The sequence below is a fragment of the Streptomyces sp. NBC_01497 genome (assembly GCF_036250695.1).
Lineage (GTDB): Bacteria > Actinomycetota > Actinomycetes > Streptomycetales > Streptomycetaceae > Streptomyces.
This window is the reverse complement of the sequence record NZ_CP109427.1, coordinates 705,507-721,667: the sequence shown is the minus strand read 5'-3', so window position 1 is coordinate 721,667 and position 16,161 is coordinate 705,507. Positions and strand designations below refer to the sequence as shown.

The following is a 16,161-nucleotide window of genomic DNA, read 5'->3' as shown; positions in this document are numbered from 1 at the left end:
CGCGCCCGTGTTGCGCGGCCCCCCGGGTCACCTCAGGCTTCTACCAACGACTCCAGGAGGAATCGGCCATGCCGATCGCAACGGTGAACCCCGCCACGGGGGAGACGCTCAAAACTTTCGACCCGATGGGGCCCGAGGAGATCGAGCGCAGGATCAGCACGGCGGACAGCACGTTCCGTACCTACCGCACCACGTCGTTCCAGGAACGCGCGCATCTCCTGAACCGGGCCGCCGACCTGCTGGAACAGGACGCCCCCGGCATCGGCCGCACCATCGCCACCGAGATGGGCAAACCGGTCGGGCAGGCCAGGGCCGAGGCCGCGAAGTGCGCCAGGTCCATGCGCTGGTACGCGGCGCACGCCGAGGACCTGCTGGCCGACGAGCACCCGGCGGAGGCGGACGTGAAGGACTCCGGCGGCGCGCGGGCGCACGTGGCGTACCGGCCGCTGGGTGTGGTGCTCGCCGTGATGCCGTGGAACTTCCCGCTCTGGCAGGTCGTACGGTTCGCCGCCCCGGCGCTCATGGCGGGCAACGTCGGCCTGCTCAAGCACGCCTCGAACGTTCCGCAGACCGCCCTCTACCTGGAGGACCTCTTCCGCCGTGCGGGCTTCCCCGAGGGCTGCTTCCAGACCCTGCTGATCGGTTCCGGCGCCGTCGAGAACGTCGTGCGCGACCGTCGCGTCGCCGCCGCGACCCTGACGGGGAGCGAGCCCGCCGGGCGGGCCGTGGCCTCGGCCGCCGGCGACGAGATCAAGAAGACCGTGATGGAGCTCGGTGGCAGCGACCCGTTCGTCGTGATGCCGTCCGCCGATGTGACCAAGGCGGCCAGGACGGCCGTGACCGCGCGGGTCCAGAACACCGGGCAGTCGTGCATCGCCGCGAAGCGGTTCATCGTCCACACCGACGTCTACGACGCGTTCGCCGCACTGTTCACGGCCACGATGCGGGACCTGAGTGTCGGCGACCCGCTGGACGAGGACACCGATGTCGGCCCGCTCTCCAGCGAGCAGGGCCGCGCCGACATCGAGGAACTCGTCGACGACGCCCGCGAGAAGGGCGCGACCGTGCTGTGCGGCGGCAGGCGTCCGGGCGGGGGCGGGGCGGGCTGGTTCTACGAGCCGACCGTGATCAGCGGTATCACGGACGCGATGCGCATCCACCAGGAGGAGACCTTCGGTCCGGTCGCCACCCTCTACCGGGTGGCGGACCTCGACGAGGCCGTCGCCGTCGCCAACGACACGCCGTTCGGGCTCAGTTCGAACGTGTGGACCCGGGACGAGAACGAGATGCGGCGCTTCGCACGCGACCTGGAGGCGGGCGGTGTGTTCTTCAACGGCATGACGGCGTCGCACCCCGCCTTCCCGTTCGGCGGTGTCAAGCGCTCCGGTTACGGCCGCGAACTCGCGGGCCATGGCATCCGCGAGTTCTGCAACATCACCACCGTCTGGTACGGCCCGACCGACTGACCGCCGCGGGCGTGCCGTCCGGGCGTGCCGGCCGGCCCGGGCGTGCTGTCCGGCCCGGGCGTGCCGGCGAGTGCCGGGCAACGAGCAGGGAGACCCACATGCGCAAGGCGAAGACCGCGGCAGGGCAGCTGACCGAGGCCGACCTGGCGACTCTGGACGCACACTGGCGTGCCGCCAACTACCTGGCCGTCGGCCAGATCTACCTGATGGCCAACCCGCTGCTCCGCGAGCCCCTGGCGCCCGAGCACATCAAGCCGCGGCTGCTCGGGCACTGGGGCACGTCGCCCGGGCTCAACCTGGTGCACACGCACGTGAACCGGATCGTCAAGGAGCGCGGGATCGACGCGCTGGCCGTCTGGGGCCCCGGCCATGGCGGGCCCGCCGTCCTCGCCAACTCCTGGCTGGAGGGCTCGTATTCGGAGACGTATCCGGGCATCGGCCGGGACGCCGCGGGCATGGAGCGGCTGTTTCGCCAGTTCTCCTTCCCAGGCGGTGTGCCGAGCCACGTCGCACCCGAGACGCCGGGCTCCATCCACGAGGGCGGCGAACTCGGGTACTCGCTGGCCCACGCGTACGGCGCCGCGCTGGACAACCCCGGCCTGCTGGTCGCCTGCGTCGTCGGTGACGGCGAGGCGGAGACGGGGCCGCTCGCGGCGTCCTGGCACGCCAACAAGTTCCTCGATCCGGTCCACGACGGGGCGGTGCTGCCCGTCCTCCACCTCAACGGGTACAAGATCGCGAACCCGACGGTCCTGGCACGCCTGCCCGAGGCCGAACTCGACGGCCTGCTGCGCGGATACGGCCACGAGCCGATCCACGTCACCGGCGACCAGCCGCTCGCCGTGCACCGGGCGATGGCCGAGGCCATGGACCGCGCGGTGGACACCATCGCCGCGATCCAGCGCGCCGCCCGCGACGAAGGTGCGACCGAGCGCCCCCGCTGGCCCATGATCGTCCTGCGCACCCCGAAGGGCTGGACCGGCCCCGCCGAGGTGGACGGCCTCCCGGTGGAAGGGACGTGGCGGGCCCACCAGGTGCCGCTCAGCGGGGTCCGCACCAACCCCGACCACCTGCGCCAGCTGGAGGCGTGGCTGCGCTCGTACCGGCCGGAGGAGCTCTTCGACGCGACCGGCGCGCCCCTGCCCGAGCTGCTGCGCTTCGTACCGGAGGGCACGCGCCGGCTCGGCGCCACGCCGTACGCCAACGGCGGGCTGATGCTGCGCGAGCTGCCGCTTCCGCCGCTGACGAAGTACGCGGTGGCCGTCGACAAGCCGGGCACGGTCCTGCACGAACCCACCAGGGTGCTCGGCGCGCTGCTGGAGGACGTGATGGCGGCGACCGAGGGCCGCCGCGACTTCCGTGTCGTGGGGGCCGACGAGACCGCGTCCAACCGCCTCGAAGCGCTCTACGAGGCGACCGGCAAGGCGTGGGAGGGGCTGACCCGGCCCACCGACGAACACCTCGCCCGGGGCGGCCGGGTGATGGAGGTCCTCTCCGAACACCTCTGCCAGGGCTGGCTCGAAGGCTATCTCCTGACGGGCCGTCATGGCCTGTTCTCCAGCTACGAGGCGTTCGCGCACATCGTGGACTCGATGGTCAACCAGCACATCAAGTGGCTGCGGACCTCGCGCAGGCTGGCCTGGCGCCGCCCCATCGCCTCGCTCAACTACCTGCTGACCTCGCACGTGTGGCGCCAGGACCACAACGGCTTCTCGCACCAGGACCCGGGCTTCGTCGACCACGTCCTCAACAAGAGCCCCGAGGTGGTGCGGGTGTACCTGCCGCCTGACACCAACACCCTGCTCTCCGTGGCCGATCACTCGCTGCGCAGCCGTGACTACGTCAACGTCATCGTGGCAGGCAAGCAGCCCACCTTCGACTGGCTCACGATGGAGGAGGCGATCGCCCACTGCACCAGGGGCGCGGGCGCCTGGGACTGGGCGGGCACCGAGGACGGCACCCGCGAACCTGACGTGGTTCTCGCCTGCGCCGGCGACGTCCCCACGCAGGAGACGCTGGCGGCGGCCGACCTGCTGCGGCGGCACCTGCCCGCGCTGTCGGTGCGCGTCGTGAACGTGGTCGACATGGCCCGGCTGATGCCGAACGAGGAGCACCCGCACGGCATGACCGAGTCCGAGTACGACGCGCTCTTCACCCGCGACAAGCCCGTCATCTTCGCCTACCACGGCTACCCGTGGCTGATCCACCGGCTGACCTACCGTCGATTCGGCCACGCGAACCTGCACGTCCGCGGGTACAAGGAGGAGGGCACCACCACCACGCCCTTCGACATGGTCGTCAGGAACGACCTGGACCGCTACCGGCTGGTGATGGACGTGCTGGACCGGGTCCCCGGCCTCGGCGTACGGTCCGTCGCGCTGCGCCAGGCGATGTCCGACGTGCGCACCCGGCACCAGGCGTGGATCCGCGAGCACGGCACGGACCTGCCCGAGGTCGCGGAGTGGACCTGGAGGGGCTGACGGTGAGGAACCGCGCACGGGGTGGGACCTGCCGGGAGGGGAGACGCGGATGAGCGGCGGGAGCAAGGACGACGACGTCCGTACGGTACGGGCGGGTCGCAGGACGATCCAGGTGCACCGGCCCGGAAAGGTCCTCTTCCCGGAGAGCGAGCCGCCGCTCACCAAGGCGGACCTGGTCGGCCACTACCACGACCTCGCCCCGTACCTGCTGCCGGAGCTGAAGGGCCGGCCGCTGATGCTGGAGCGCCACCCCGACGGCCTTGCGGGGCCGCGCTTCATGCAGAAGAACACCCCGGATTCCTACCCGGCCTGGATCCACCGGGCCGAGCTGGCGAAGAAGGGCGGAACCGTCACGCACGCGGTGTGCGACGACGAACCCACCCTGCTCTACCTCGCCGACCAGGCGTCCTTGACCTTCCACCGCTGGCAGTCCCGTGCGGACCGGCCGGACAACCCGGACCGGCTCGTCTTCGACCTCGACCCGGCGGACGACGACTTCGAGCGGGTCCGTTCCGCGGCCCGCCGGCTGGGTGAACTGCTGGCCCAACTGCGCCTGCCGGCCGCCCTGATGACAACGGGATCACGCGGTCTGCACGTGATCGTGCCGCTGGACCGGGCGGCCGGCTTCGACGACGTACGCAACTTCGCGGGCGAGGTGGCGGCCCTGCTGGCGGCGCGCGACCCGGACCACCTCACGACGGAGGTACGGACGAACGCGCGCGGCGGCCGGCTCTACCTGGACCTCCAGCGCAACGCGTACGCGCAGACGTCGGTGGCGCCGTACTCGGTGCGCGCGAAGCCGGGCGCGCCCGTCGCGACGCCGATCAGCTGGGACCAGCTGGACGACCCGGACCTGCACGCACAGCGCTGGGGCGTCGGCACGGTGCTGCCCCAGGCACGGAAGAACCCCTGGTCAGAGCTGCCGGCCAGGGGGAGGGGACTGGGCCCGGCGGCGCGCCGCCTCCGGGCCCTTCACTGATCAGCGCTTCGGCGTCCCCAGCCGCGGCGGCGCCGTCTCCTCGAACGGGTCGCCGTCGAAAGCGGCGGCGATCCGCAGGTGCGTGGCCGCCTCGGCGGCCCGGCCCTGGCGCTCCAGGGTGCGGCCCAGCATGAGGTGCGCGTACGCCTCCACGGGATCCCGCTCCACGACGGCCCGCAGCTGCTCCTCCGCCTTGCCCAGGCGGGCGGAGTGGTAGTAGGCGCGCGCCAGCAGCAGCCGTGTCGCCACCTGCTCCGGCTCCAGCTCGACCAGGCCCAGCAGGATGCGGGCGGCGGTCATGTACTCCTTGGAGTCGAAGAACATCTGGGCGCGGTCCCAGCGCTCCGCCGGCGTGCCGTACTCGTAGTAGCCCGACTCTTCCACGGGGGCCTCCTCACGGATCGCTCATCACGGTCGGCTGCGTCAACCCGAGCAATTAGTTGAATATTCCACAAAGCCCAGCCCTGCCTCCGGCACCCCCGGGCCGGGTGTCCGGCGTGATCCACGCGCGATCCGGCCCCCGGTGGGCCCTGCGCCCCGCGCCCTGTGACCTGCCACCTGCGGCTTGCGGGGCTGCCACCTGCGGCCACGCGAGGCCGGGCACCGCCCCTGCCGCTCGCACCCGGGTCCACCACCGTCGCCGCTCCTCGGCCGGACGTGCCGCCACTCCCGGGACCCCTCCGCCACCTTGCGTGCGGACCGCGTCCGGCCCACCGGTGAGCCGTCGGGGACCTTCAGGCGCGCGAGCGCCCCGCGCGACGAGCCTGGGGCGGCTGCTCGTTCCCAGAGTTCATAAATTACCAATAATTACTGCCGCCAATATGTTGACCCAGGCAAGAAACTCTTTCTAGGGTCGCCATGCTCCCCCCAACAGGACGGCCGTGGACAACGGACCGCCCGTGGCGTCGCGTGCCCGAGCCGTGTGGTGCGCGTGCCGTCATCTCCGCGGAGCCGCCGCCGCGAGGCGGTGATACGTGCCAAGGAGTGCGCCGTGGCGCAGATCGTGAACGACCAGCGTGCTGCGCACGGCCGTCGGCCCGTTGGTACGGGCGTCGGATGTGCTCAAGCAGCCCTCCCCGCGGGCCGCTTCGGACGCACGGGTCCGATGGCGGCCACGCTGATCGCCGCGCTGCCGAGGCCCGTCCTCTTCCCGGTCCTCGGCCGGCGGATCGCCGGCTCTCGCGGCGGCGTCACCGGAATCACGTGACCTCACGGGCCCGCGCAGCCGGACGGCCGGGGCTCCTGCGGAGCCGGCAACGGTCGAGGCCCCGTGCCGTGCGAGGCGGGCCCTCACCCCTCATGAAGGAGACCTGATGATCACACGTCGCGTGCGACGGGGACGGCGGCTCACCGCCTCGCTCGCCGCGCTGGGGCTGGCCGCCGTGCTGAGCGGCTGCGCTGCCGGATCGGACGCCGGATCGGGCACGACCACCGTCAACTGGTGGACCTGGGACGACAAGCAGGCCGCCGCCTACCAGAAGTGCGCGGACGCCTTCGAGAAGGCGAACCCCGGCATCCGGGTGAAGATCACCCAGTACGACTCGGCTGACTACTTCACCAAACTTCTCTCCGGGTTCGTCGCCGACACCGCCCCCGACGCCTTCATGGACAGCGTCCAGTACCTGCAGCAGTACGCGTCACTCGGGCAGTTGATGCCCCTGAACGACCTGATGAAGAAGACCCGCTTCGACATCGGGAAGTTCTCGGTCGGCGTCGACGACTGGAAGTACACGGACGGCAAGCAGTACGGACTGCCCATGGACTGGGCCTCCGCCGCGCTCTACTACAACACCACCACGCTGACGAAGGCCGGTTACACACCGGACGATGTCGCCCACCTCGGCTGGAACCCCGACAACGGCGGCTCGTTCGAGAAGATGGTGGCGCACCTGACGGTCGACAGGAACGGTGTGCGCGGCGATCAGCCGGGCTTCGACAAGAAGCACGTCGCCAGGTACGGCATCAGCAGCATGACCGCGGTGGGAAACGACTTCAACGGCCTCACGACCTGGCGCCCCTTCGCCTCCTCCCTCGGCTGGCGCATCGGCGACAAGGACAGCTGGCCCACCGAGTTCAGGTACGACGATCCCCGCCTGGTCAAGACGTTCACCTTCTTCCGCGACCTCACGGACAAGGGATTCGCCCCCGCCCCGGGCGAGTTCGCGTCGGCGGGCAACGCCCCCAGCGGAGGCGACCTGCTCGGTTCCGGGAAGGTGGCCATCTACGCGGGCGGTTCCTGGGAGGCCGCGACCCTCGACAAGCTCCCCAAGGTCAAGGTCGGCACGGGGCCGCTCGTCGCCGGCCCGGACGGAAGGCGGGCCACGGTCAGCAACGCCAACGGGAACACCATCTGGTCCGGTACCCGGCACCCGGAGCAGACCTGGAAGTGGGTCGCCTACATGGGCTCGGCCGCCTGTCAGACGACGGCGTCGCAGACCGGCACCTTCCTGCCCTCCATCCCCGCCGCGATGGACGCGTCGTCCCGGGCGATGGCGCGGCAGGGGGTCGACCTCTCGGTCTTCGAGGAGCAGGAGAAGAACCACCAGCTCCTGCCGAACACCCCGTACGCCAACGGCACGGCCCTGCAGTCCGCGCTGCTCCCCTCGATGCAGCAGTTCTTCGCGCATCAGAAGGGCGACTCCGTCTTCCCCGAGATGACCGAGGAGAGCAGGAAACTCCTCGCCGACACCGACTGAACCGCGTGCGGGCCGACCGGCCTTCCCGTATGCCGGGGCCCTCCTCGTACCCGCATCCCCCACCCCGCCCCCGAACCAGAGACGGAACCCGCACACATGACGATCACCGACGACACCACCCGGGCCCGGACGTCCGTCCCCCTGGACCAGGGCTGGACCCTGCGCCACGAGGGAGAGGACATCCCCGCGCGGGTACCGGGGTGCGTGCACACGGATCTGCTCGCCGCCCGGCGCATCCCCGACCCGTTCCTCGGCCGCAACGAACTCGACGTCGACTGGGTGGGTCGCGCCGACTGGCGCTATGACATCGTTGTCGGCGCCCGTGACACCTCCCACGAGCGCACCGACCTGGTCTTCGAGGGCCTGGACACCGTCGCCGAGATCCTGCTCGGTGGCGAGATCCTCGGGAACACCGCCAACATGCACCGTTCGTACCGTTTCGACGTCACCGACCGCCTGGGCGAGGCAGGTACGCCCCTCTCGGTGTGCTTCACCTCCGCCTACGCGGCGGCGGCCGGCCTGCGCACCCGGATGGGCGCCCGGGAGGAGGCCTATCCGCACCCGTCCTCCTTCATCCGCAAGATGGCCTGCGCCTTCGGCTGGGACTGGGGCCCCGCGCTGCCCACCGCGGGTATCTGGAAGCCCGCCCGCCTCGAACACTGGTCGACCGCACGGCTGGACCGGGTGCGGCCGCTCGTCACCGTCGACGGCACGACCGGACGTGTCGAGGTGCGTCTCGACGTGGCACGTACCGCCTCGGGTGCGGCCGCCGCACTGACCGCCGAGGTACGGGTGGCGGGCGGCCACCCCGTTTCGGTGCCGCTCGGCGGTGACAGCGCCACCGTGGTCGCCGAGGTGCCGGACGTCTCCCTGTGGTGGCCGCGCGGCTACGGCGAACAGCCGTTGTACGCCTGCGAGGTAACCCTGCGGGACCAGGACGGTGCCGTCCTCGACACCTGGTCGAGGCGCGTGGGATTCCGTACGGTCGTCCTCGACACCACGGCCGACGAGCACGGCACGGGATTCACGTTCGTCGTCAACGGCGAGCGTGTGTTCTCGCGCGGGGTCAACTGGATTCCCGACGACGTCTTCCCCTCACGCGTCACCCCCGAGCGCTACCGGGAGCGCCTCACGCAGGCGGCGGAGGCCGGGGTCGACCTCGTACGCGTCTGGGGCGGCGGCATCTTCGAACGGGACGACTTCTACGACGTCTGCGACGAACTCGGCCTGATGGTCTGGCAGGACTTCCTCTTCGCCTGTGCCACCTACCCCGAGGAACAGCCCCTGCGCTCCGAGGTCGAGGCGGAGGCCAGGGAGAACGTCGCCCGGCTGATGCCGCATCCGAGCCTGGTGCTGTGGAACGGCAACAACGAGAACCTGTGGGTGTACCGCATGTGGAACTGGGAGGAGCAACTCGCGGGGGACTCCTGGGGCGAGGGCTACTACCTGGCCCTCCTCCCGCGGGTCGTGGCCGAGACCGACCCCACGCGCGCCTACTGGGCGGGCAGCCCCTGGTCCGGCTCGTGGGAGCACGCGCCGGAGGACCCGGCGCACGGCTGCACCCACCTCTGGGACGTGTGGAACACCACCGACTACACGGACTACCTCGACAGCGTCCCGCGCTTCGTCTCCGAGTTCGGCTGGCAGGCACCGCCCGCGTACGCGACCCTGCGCCGTGCGCTGGCGGGCGAGGAACTCGCCCCCGGCTCGCCCGGAGTGCTGCACCACCAGAAGGCCGAGGACGGCAACGGGAAGCTGGAGCGCGGGCTGGCCCGCCACTTCGACGTCCCGGACGACTTCGACAGGTGGCACTACCTGATGCAGGTCAACCAGGCGCGTGCGGTCGCCACCGGGGTGGAGCACTGGCGCTCGCACTGGCCGGTGTGCGCGGGCGCGGTCGTGTGGCAACTCAACGACTGCTGGCCGGTCACGAGTTGGTCGGCGGTGGACGGTGACGGCCGCCTCAAGCCGCTCTGGTACGAACTGCGCAGGCTGTACGCGGACCGGCTGCTGAGCGTGCAGGTGCGGGACGGCCGGCCGGTGCTCTGCGCCGTGAACCAGGCGGCGGCCGAGTGGCGTACCGAGGTGCGGCTGCGCAGGATGAGTGCGGACGGTACGGTCCTCGCCGACGGCGTCCTCCCGCTCGTGGCCGGACGGCGCGCGGTGGCGGCGGTCCCCGTGCCCGAGCGGTTCGTGCCGGATCGGACGTCGGGGAGGGAGTACCTCGTCGCGGACGCACAAGGGCTGCGCGCTCTCCATGTACCGGTACGGGACAAGGAGTTCGCCTACCCCGTGCCCGAGTACGACGTGAGCGTGTCGCCCGGCGAGGAGGCGAAGGACGAGGTGCTCGTCGCGATCCACGCGCACACCCTGCTGCGGGACGCGCTCCTCCAGGCGGACCGGATCGCGCCGACGGCCACGGCGGACCGGGGCCTGTTCACCTTGCTGCCGGGTGAGAGCCTGACGGTGCGGGTGCGGGGATGGGCCGCTCCGGACGCGGCAAGGGCCGGGAAGGCCCTGTTCGTGCTGCGGTGACACACCGGCCGCCGCGCCGCCCCCGTCGCCGGCTGTGCTGCGGGGCGGCACGGCGGTGTCCGCGCGGCATGCCTGCCCACCGCCGTCGGCGCGTCCGGCACCCGGGCGGCACCCGGGCCGTCGGCTCCGGGGCGGCGCTGGGAGGCCTCCCTCCACGACAGCGTCTGGACTTCCTGTCCATTCTGGACGTAGATTCCAGCCATGGAGACGGTGGAGGACGGCGCGGACCCGCGCGTGCGGATGTGGTCCCCGGCCTGCCGGGCGATCGCCCTGCTGCTCGGCCCGTACGCGGAGGTGGTCCTGCACGATGCCGGGCGCGACCGGGTACTGGCCATCTGGAACCCCATGGCCGGGCGCGCGCCGGGCGACCCCTCCTACCTCGGCGAGCTGGACCGCGTGGAGCCCTCCGGCCGCGACGTCTACGGGCCCTACGCGAAACTGCTGGCCGACGGGCGACGCCTCTCCTCGGTCAGCGCGGTCCTTCGTGACCTCGACGGCGAGCCGTCGGCTGTCCTGTGCGTGAACCTCGACCGTACGCCGTGGGAGCAGGCCGCCGCGCTGCTCGCGGGGTTCGCCGCGCCCTCGGCCCCACGGCCGGAAGCGCTGTTCGAGCAGGACTGGACCGAGAGCGTGCACCGCATCGTCGGGAACTTCGTCCGCACCCGCGGGCGGCCCGCCGAACGCCTCGGACGCGACGACCGTCTCGACGTCCTCGCCGAACTGGACCGTGCCGGTGTCTTCACGGTGCGGCGCGCCGTCCCCGTCGTCGCCGGCGCACTGAAGGTGTCGCGATCCACCGTCTACGCCCTGCTCGGTGACCTCAGAGACCGAAGGAGCAACGCGTGACTCCGCTGCCCGATTTCCGGCTGGAGAACTACTTCTCGCGCTGGGAGTTCACCGCCCGCCACCACCTGACGGCCTCCGACGCGCAGACGATGACCCTGCCCGAACTGCTCGCGCTGGCCGACGACGAGGACCGCCACGCCTGGGAGACGCTGTCCCTCGGCTACACCGAGACCTTCGGTGATCCGGCCCTGCGGGAAGCGATCGCGGACATGTACACCCACGCGGACGCGGACGACGTGATCTGCTTCGCCGGCGCCGAAGAGGCCCTGTACCTGGCCATGCAGGTCCTGTTGGGCCCGGACGACCACGCCGTGGTGGTCACCCCCGACTACCAGTCCGCGGAGACCGTGCCGCTGTCCCTGTGCCAGGTGAGCGGTGTGGCCCTGGACCCCGGTGCGGACTGGGCCCTGGACCTGGACGAGGTGGCCGCGGCCATCCGCCCCAACACCCGGGTGGTATCCGTCAACTTCCCCCACAACCCCACGGGAAAGGTCATCCCCGAGGCGGACTTCGCCCGCCTGGCGCGGATGTGCGACGAGCGGGGCATCCACCTGTTCAGCGACGAGGTCTACCGTGGCCTGGAGCTCGATCCCTCCCGCACCCTGCCGAACGCCTCGGACCTGTCCGAGCGCGCACTCTCGCTGAACGTCACCTCGAAGTCGCTGGGGCTGCCCGGCCTGCGGATCGGCTGGATCACCTGCAGGGACCGGCAGTTGCGTTCCCGGCTCGAACGAGCGAAGCACTACACCACGATCTGCAACGCGGCCCCCAGCGAGGTTCTCGCCCGGATCGCCCTCAAGGCGCGCACGTCGATCCTGGCGCGGAACCGGGCGCTCATCGCGGCCAACCTGCCGTTGTTCGATGCCTTCTTCTCCGAGTTCCGCGACCTGTTCACCTGGCGGGCCCCGGACGGCGGGTGTGTGGCCTATCCGCGATACCTGGGCTCCGACGGGGTGGAGGACTTCTGTACGAGCCTGGTCGCGGAGGCCGGGGTCCTGCTGCTGCCGGCGAGCATCTACCGCTCCGAGCTCACCGACACCCCAGGGGACCACTTCCGCATCGGGATCGGCCGCCGTGACCCCGAGCCCGCTCTGGACGCCTTCGCCGCTTGGCTTCGGGCCCGCTGATGAGCGTTCCCGTCCTGGGACGGGAGCGTTCGGGTCGACCCGCGTGACCGGGACACGCGCCGGACGCCGACCGTGCGGCGCTCATCGCGCGCCGGGCGCACCGCTCGGCCGGTCGCGCGCTGGATCCACCTGGCCTTCCCGACGCCGACTGCCCGACCGACGGCGGTACGGGCGGTACGGCGTGCCGGAGCTGTCCCGCGCGGCAGGCGGCACGGTGTGACCTCGCAGAACCGGACCCCGGAGCGGGGCCGGACCGGGGGCTTCGGGGGCTCCCGCCGAGCGGAACGGGTCCGAGCTGCGAGGCCGGGGGTATGCGGCCAGACTGGAGATGACCTGGGCACACGGTTTCTTTCCTCTGCGCTCGGTGCGTGGGAAAGGGAGTTTTCTAAGGAGCAGGCGCATGACGTCGGACACTGTCTCATCCACGGCTCGACTCTCCGAGCAGGAAGCAGCCGTGGGCTTCACGGCGTCCCGGCAGATGGCGGGGGCCCTGCAGGCGGTCCTTGTCGATCTCATCGAGCTGCATCTCCAGGGCAAGCAGGCTCACTGGAACCTCGTTGGCCTCAACTTCCGTGACCTGCACAAACAGCTCGATCACATCGTCGATGACGCGCGGGAGGGCGGCGACACGATCGCCGAGCGGATGAGGAGCCTGCGCGCGGTTCCGGACGGACGTTCCGACACCGTCGTCGCGACCACGACGCTGCCCACGTTCCCCGAGGGGGAGCTGAGTGTGACGGCCGTGGTGGACCTCATCACGACGCGCCTGTACGCAACGGCTGCGACGCTCCGGCGCGTGCACGACGGTGTGGACGCCGAGGACCCGTCGACCGCGGACATCCTGCACGGGATCATCGAGACCATGGAGGAGCACGCGTGGATGGTCGGCTCGGAGAACCGGCAGGTGTGACCGCGCCCCCCGTCTGCTGAGGAAGTGGCCGTCCCGGAGCCGCCGGACGCGTGCGAGAACGCCGGTGGACCGGGTGGTGGCGGCGCTCGCCCGGATCGGCGGACAGGGAATCGGCTCCCGCGGACCGTGAGTTGTCGCTACCTGCGGGGATGGCTCCGGCGGAACGGTATCGGTGGCGCACGCGTCCGCGGGGGGTTGCGCCCTGATGTCTCGTCGAGCGAGGTCTGCTTGGCAAAGGCAGGCAGGACTGCGGGGCGCACGAGTGGTACCACCACGACGGGCGCGTCGCCAGGTGCTACCACTGCGGGACCGGCGAACGCCCTTGGGCAGGAGCGGCCCGCAACGTCGCCCCGTAGGTCGAGTGTTGCCACCGCCGTGCCGCTGAAGCGGGCCGTCCCGATGTCAGTACCGGGCCGGGCCGTCCCCATGTGCGCAGGAGCGCGAGGACATCCGCCTGATCTCCCCGGCGGCCCGCGTGGCGGTGAGGGCCACCGGGCGGGTGCCGTGGCCGGCGGGATGCCCGGCGTCCGGATCCCGTTCACAGGATCGGATGACGGTCGTCGGAACCCATCGCATGCCGCGCGCGAGCCGTAGGTCCGACAAACGCCTGATCCGCTCGGCGGGGGCCCGTCCGTCCTGTCGGGGTGGCGACGACGGCTCACCGGACTTCGGGGACGACGCGGTGACGGCCCCCGCTTCGGGCGTGCCACGGCGATCGGCGATCCGCGCGTCGCCTCCCGTTTCTCCAGGTACCGCGTGAGGGCCGCAGCCGGTCCCCGGAACCAGCATGTCCCCCCGCCCCGGACCCCCCGATCGGTTGACAGTACGTGTCAATTCGGCGACTTGCCGTGGTGGCGCCGTGCGGAAGTCATCCGGAGCGTGCAGGCTGGGGCCCGCCCTGACCAGGCCACGATCCCGGCGGATGTGTCCGAGTACGAACCTGCTCGTCGGACTCCCTCCCCGTCGTGTCGATGCCCGCCCAGGAGACGTTGCAGATGACAACTCGTCCACCGCTCGCGGTCCTTCGACGGCGCACGCACGGCGAACGCGGTGCGCGCCAGGGACGGCGCGGCGACCGCGGGGACCGCTCGGCCCCGGGCGGAAACGGCGCGGGAACCCGGCCCCGGAGGGCGTCTCCTCCCCGTCCGACGCGGTGAACCTGCCCACCGACCGGTGACGTACCGCGTCCGCGGCCTGGTGGAACCGGCACCGTTCGGTGAGCGGCACCCGGTGCGGACCGGTTCACGGCAATGCCCCGCCCGGGCGCGCCACCGTCTTCCTTGCCCCGCCCCCACAGCACGAAGGAGCCCCAGATGGCGACCGTCGACACAGAGGAACGAACGCCGACAGAGGAGCCGGCCGGGTCGGCGCAGCCCGCCGAGCTCAGACGGCGCCCCGGCAGTGTCGTGGTCAGCTGGGTCACGACGACCGATCACAAGACGGTCGGGTCCCTCTACCTGATCACTTCGTTCGTGTTCTTCATCCTCGGCGGCCTGATGGCCCTGACCATGCGCGCCGAACTTGCCCGCCCGGGCCTGCAGATCATGTCTCCCGTGCAGTACAACCAGGCATTCACGATGCACGGCACGATCATGCTGCTGATGTTCGCGACGCCCTTGTTCGCGGGATTCGCGAACTGGATCATGCCCCTGCAGATCGGCGCCCCGGACGTCGCCTTCCCCCGGCTGAACGCCTTCGCGTACTGGCTGTACCTCTTCGGGTCACTGATCGCCGTGGGAGGCTTCCTCACCCCGCAGGGCGCGGCCGACTTCGGCTGGTTCGCCTACTCGCCGCTCTCCAGCGCCGTGCATTCGCCGGGTGTCGGCGGTGACATGTGGGTCATGGGCCTGGCGTTCTCGGGCTTCGGCACGATCCTCGGCTCCGTCAACTTCATCACGACGATCATCTGCATGCGCGCGCCCGGCATGACGATGTTCCGGATGCCGATCTTCACCTGGAACGTGCTGCTGACCGGTGTGCTGGTCCTGCTGGCCTTCCCCGTGCTGGCCGCCGCGCTGCTCGCGCTGGAGGCAGACCGCAAGTTCGGGGCCAGGGTGTTCGAGGGGGCCAACGGTGGTGCGCTGCTGTGGCAGCACCTGTTCTGGTTCTTCGGGCACCCGGAGGTGTACATCATCGCGATCCCGTTCTTCGGGATCGTCTCCGAGGTCATCCCGGTCTTCAGCCGCAAGCCGATGTTCGGCTACATCGGCCTCGTCGCGGCCACCATTTCCATCGCCGGTCTGTCCGCCACCGTCTGGGCGCACCACATGTTCGTCACGGGCGGGGTGCTCCTGCCGTTCTTCTCGTTCATGACCTTCCTGATCGCGGTACCGACCGGGGTGAAGTTCTTCAACTGGATCGGCACCATGTGGCGGGGGTCGCTCTCCTTCGAGACGCCGATGCTCTGGTCGATCGGCTTCCTGATCACCTTCGCGTTCGGTGGACTCACCGGTGTGATCCTGGCTTCCCCGCCGCTGGACTTCCACGTCTCCGACTCGTATTTCGTGGTGGCGCACTTCCACTACGTGGTGTTCGGCACGGTGGTGTTCGCGATGTTCGCCGGATTCCACTTCTGGTGGCCCAAGTTCACCGGCAAGATGCTGGACGAGCGCCTGGGGAAAATCACCTTCTGGACGTTGTTCCTCGGATTCCACGGCACCTTCCTGGTGCAGCACTGGCTGGGTGCGGAGGGCATGCCGCGGCGATACGTGGACTACCTCGCCAGCGACGGTTTCACGACGCTGAACACGATCTCGACGATCAGTTCGTTCCTGCTGGGCCTGTCGATGGTGCCGTTCTCGTACAACGTCTGGAAGACCGCCAACTACGGCAAGAAGGTCGAGGTCGACGACCCCTGGGGCTACGGCCGTTCGCTCGAATGGGCGACGTCGTGCCCGCCGCCGCGGCACAACTTCCTCACGCTGCCGCGCATCCGCTCCGAATCGCCGGCGTTCGACCTGCACCACCCCGAGATCAGGACCCTGGAGGCGATCCACAACAAGCCGGAGACCTCTCGCACCGTGGCGCCCGGTGACCAGCAGGAGTCATAGGCGTGTGTCCGTGGTCCTCCGTTTCTCCGTCGACGCGTGAGGCGGCCGCGCGTCGACCTCCCCGCGACGGTC

The 16,161-nt window shown here is 70.8% G+C and carries 10 protein-coding genes and 1 pseudogene; 10 read left to right on the top strand and 1 reads right to left on the bottom strand.

Annotated elements, in window-relative coordinates; genetic code table 11:
* Positions 1-68: 68 nt before the first annotated feature.
* The 3 genes from OG310_RS03155 to ligD all read left to right on the top strand — a co-directional run bounded on the left by OG310_RS03155 (position 69) and on the right by ligD (position 4,925).
* A complete protein-coding gene (locus tag OG310_RS03155) occupies positions 69-1,466 on the top strand; it encodes an NADP-dependent succinic semialdehyde dehydrogenase (RefSeq protein WP_329454332.1) in 1,398 nt (465 codons plus the stop codon).
* 98 nt (positions 1,467-1,564) lie between these two features.
* A complete protein-coding gene (locus OG310_RS03150) occupies positions 1,565-3,946 on the top strand; it encodes a phosphoketolase family protein (RefSeq protein WP_329454331.1) in 2,382 nt (793 codons plus the stop codon).
* 49 nt (positions 3,947-3,995) lie between these two features.
* Positions 3,996-4,925, top strand: a complete 930-nt coding sequence (gene ligD, locus OG310_RS03145) for a non-homologous end-joining DNA ligase (RefSeq protein ID WP_329454330.1) — start codon at positions 3,996-3,998, stop codon at positions 4,923-4,925.
* On the opposite strand, the gene OG310_RS03140 is transcribed toward ligD, so the two are convergent.
* Positions 4,926-5,249, bottom strand: a complete 324-nt coding sequence (locus OG310_RS03140; protein ID WP_329460004.1) for a tetratricopeptide repeat protein — start codon at positions 5,247-5,249, stop codon at positions 4,926-4,928.
* 667 nt (positions 5,250-5,916) lie between these two features.
* Here OG310_RS03140 and OG310_RS03135 point away from each other — a divergent pair.
* The 7 genes and pseudogenes from OG310_RS03135 to ctaD all read left to right on the top strand — a co-directional run.
* A complete protein-coding gene (locus tag OG310_RS03135; protein ID WP_329454329.1) occupies positions 5,917-6,132 on the top strand; it encodes a hypothetical protein in 216 nt (71 codons plus the stop codon).
* A gap of 106 nt (positions 6,133-6,238) precedes the next feature.
* Positions 6,239-7,621 carry an ABC transporter substrate-binding protein gene (locus OG310_RS03130; RefSeq protein ID WP_329454328.1) on the top strand — a complete coding sequence of 461 codons (1,383 nt, stop codon included), beginning with the start codon at positions 6,239-6,241 and terminating at the stop codon, positions 7,619-7,621.
* Positions 7,622-7,717: 96 nt separating this feature from the next.
* Positions 7,718-10,156, top strand: coding sequence for a glycosyl hydrolase 2 galactose-binding domain-containing protein (locus tag OG310_RS03125; RefSeq protein WP_329454327.1), 2,439 nt, complete (start codon positions 7,718-7,720; stop codon positions 10,154-10,156).
* 201 nt (positions 10,157-10,357) lie between these two features.
* Entirely contained in the window at positions 10,358-11,002 is a 645-nt protein-coding gene (locus OG310_RS03120; RefSeq protein ID WP_329454326.1) for a helix-turn-helix transcriptional regulator, read from the top strand.
* Positions 10,999-12,129, top strand: a complete 1,131-nt coding sequence (locus tag OG310_RS03115) for a pyridoxal phosphate-dependent aminotransferase (RefSeq protein WP_329454325.1) — start codon at positions 10,999-11,001, stop codon at positions 12,127-12,129. The genes OG310_RS03120 and OG310_RS03115 overlap by 4 nt, the downstream gene beginning before the upstream one ends.
* A gap of 400 nt (positions 12,130-12,529) precedes the next feature.
* A complete protein-coding gene (locus tag OG310_RS03110; RefSeq protein ID WP_329454324.1) occupies positions 12,530-13,039 on the top strand; it encodes a Dps family protein in 510 nt (169 codons plus the stop codon).
* Positions 13,040-14,424: 1,385 nt separating this feature from the next.
* Positions 14,425-16,089, top strand: a pseudogene (gene ctaD / locus OG310_RS03105) (aa3-type cytochrome oxidase subunit I); the annotation flags it as partial.
* Positions 16,090-16,161 lie beyond the last annotated feature (72 nt).

Coding starts and splice junctions, on each gene's coding strand:
- OG310_RS03155 (WP_329454332.1), top strand. CDS start 69: ATGCCGATCGCAACGGTGAACCCCGCCACGGGGGAGACGCTCAAAACT.
- OG310_RS03150 (WP_329454331.1), top strand. CDS start 1,565: ATGCGCAAGGCGAAGACCGCGGCAGGGCAGCTGACCGAGGCCGACCTG.
- ligD (WP_329454330.1), top strand. CDS start 3,996: ATGAGCGGCGGGAGCAAGGACGACGACGTCCGTACGGTACGGGCGGGT.
- OG310_RS03140 (WP_329460004.1), bottom strand. CDS start 5,249: ATGTTCTTCGACTCCAAGGAGTACATGACCGCCGCCCGCATCCTGCTG.
- OG310_RS03130 (WP_329454328.1), top strand. CDS start 6,239: ATGATCACACGTCGCGTGCGACGGGGACGGCGGCTCACCGCCTCGCTC.
- OG310_RS03125 (WP_329454327.1), top strand. CDS start 7,718: ATGACGATCACCGACGACACCACCCGGGCCCGGACGTCCGTCCCCCTG.
- OG310_RS03120 (WP_329454326.1), top strand. CDS start 10,358: ATGGAGACGGTGGAGGACGGCGCGGACCCGCGCGTGCGGATGTGGTCC.
- OG310_RS03110 (WP_329454324.1), top strand. CDS start 12,530: ATGACGTCGGACACTGTCTCATCCACGGCTCGACTCTCCGAGCAGGAA.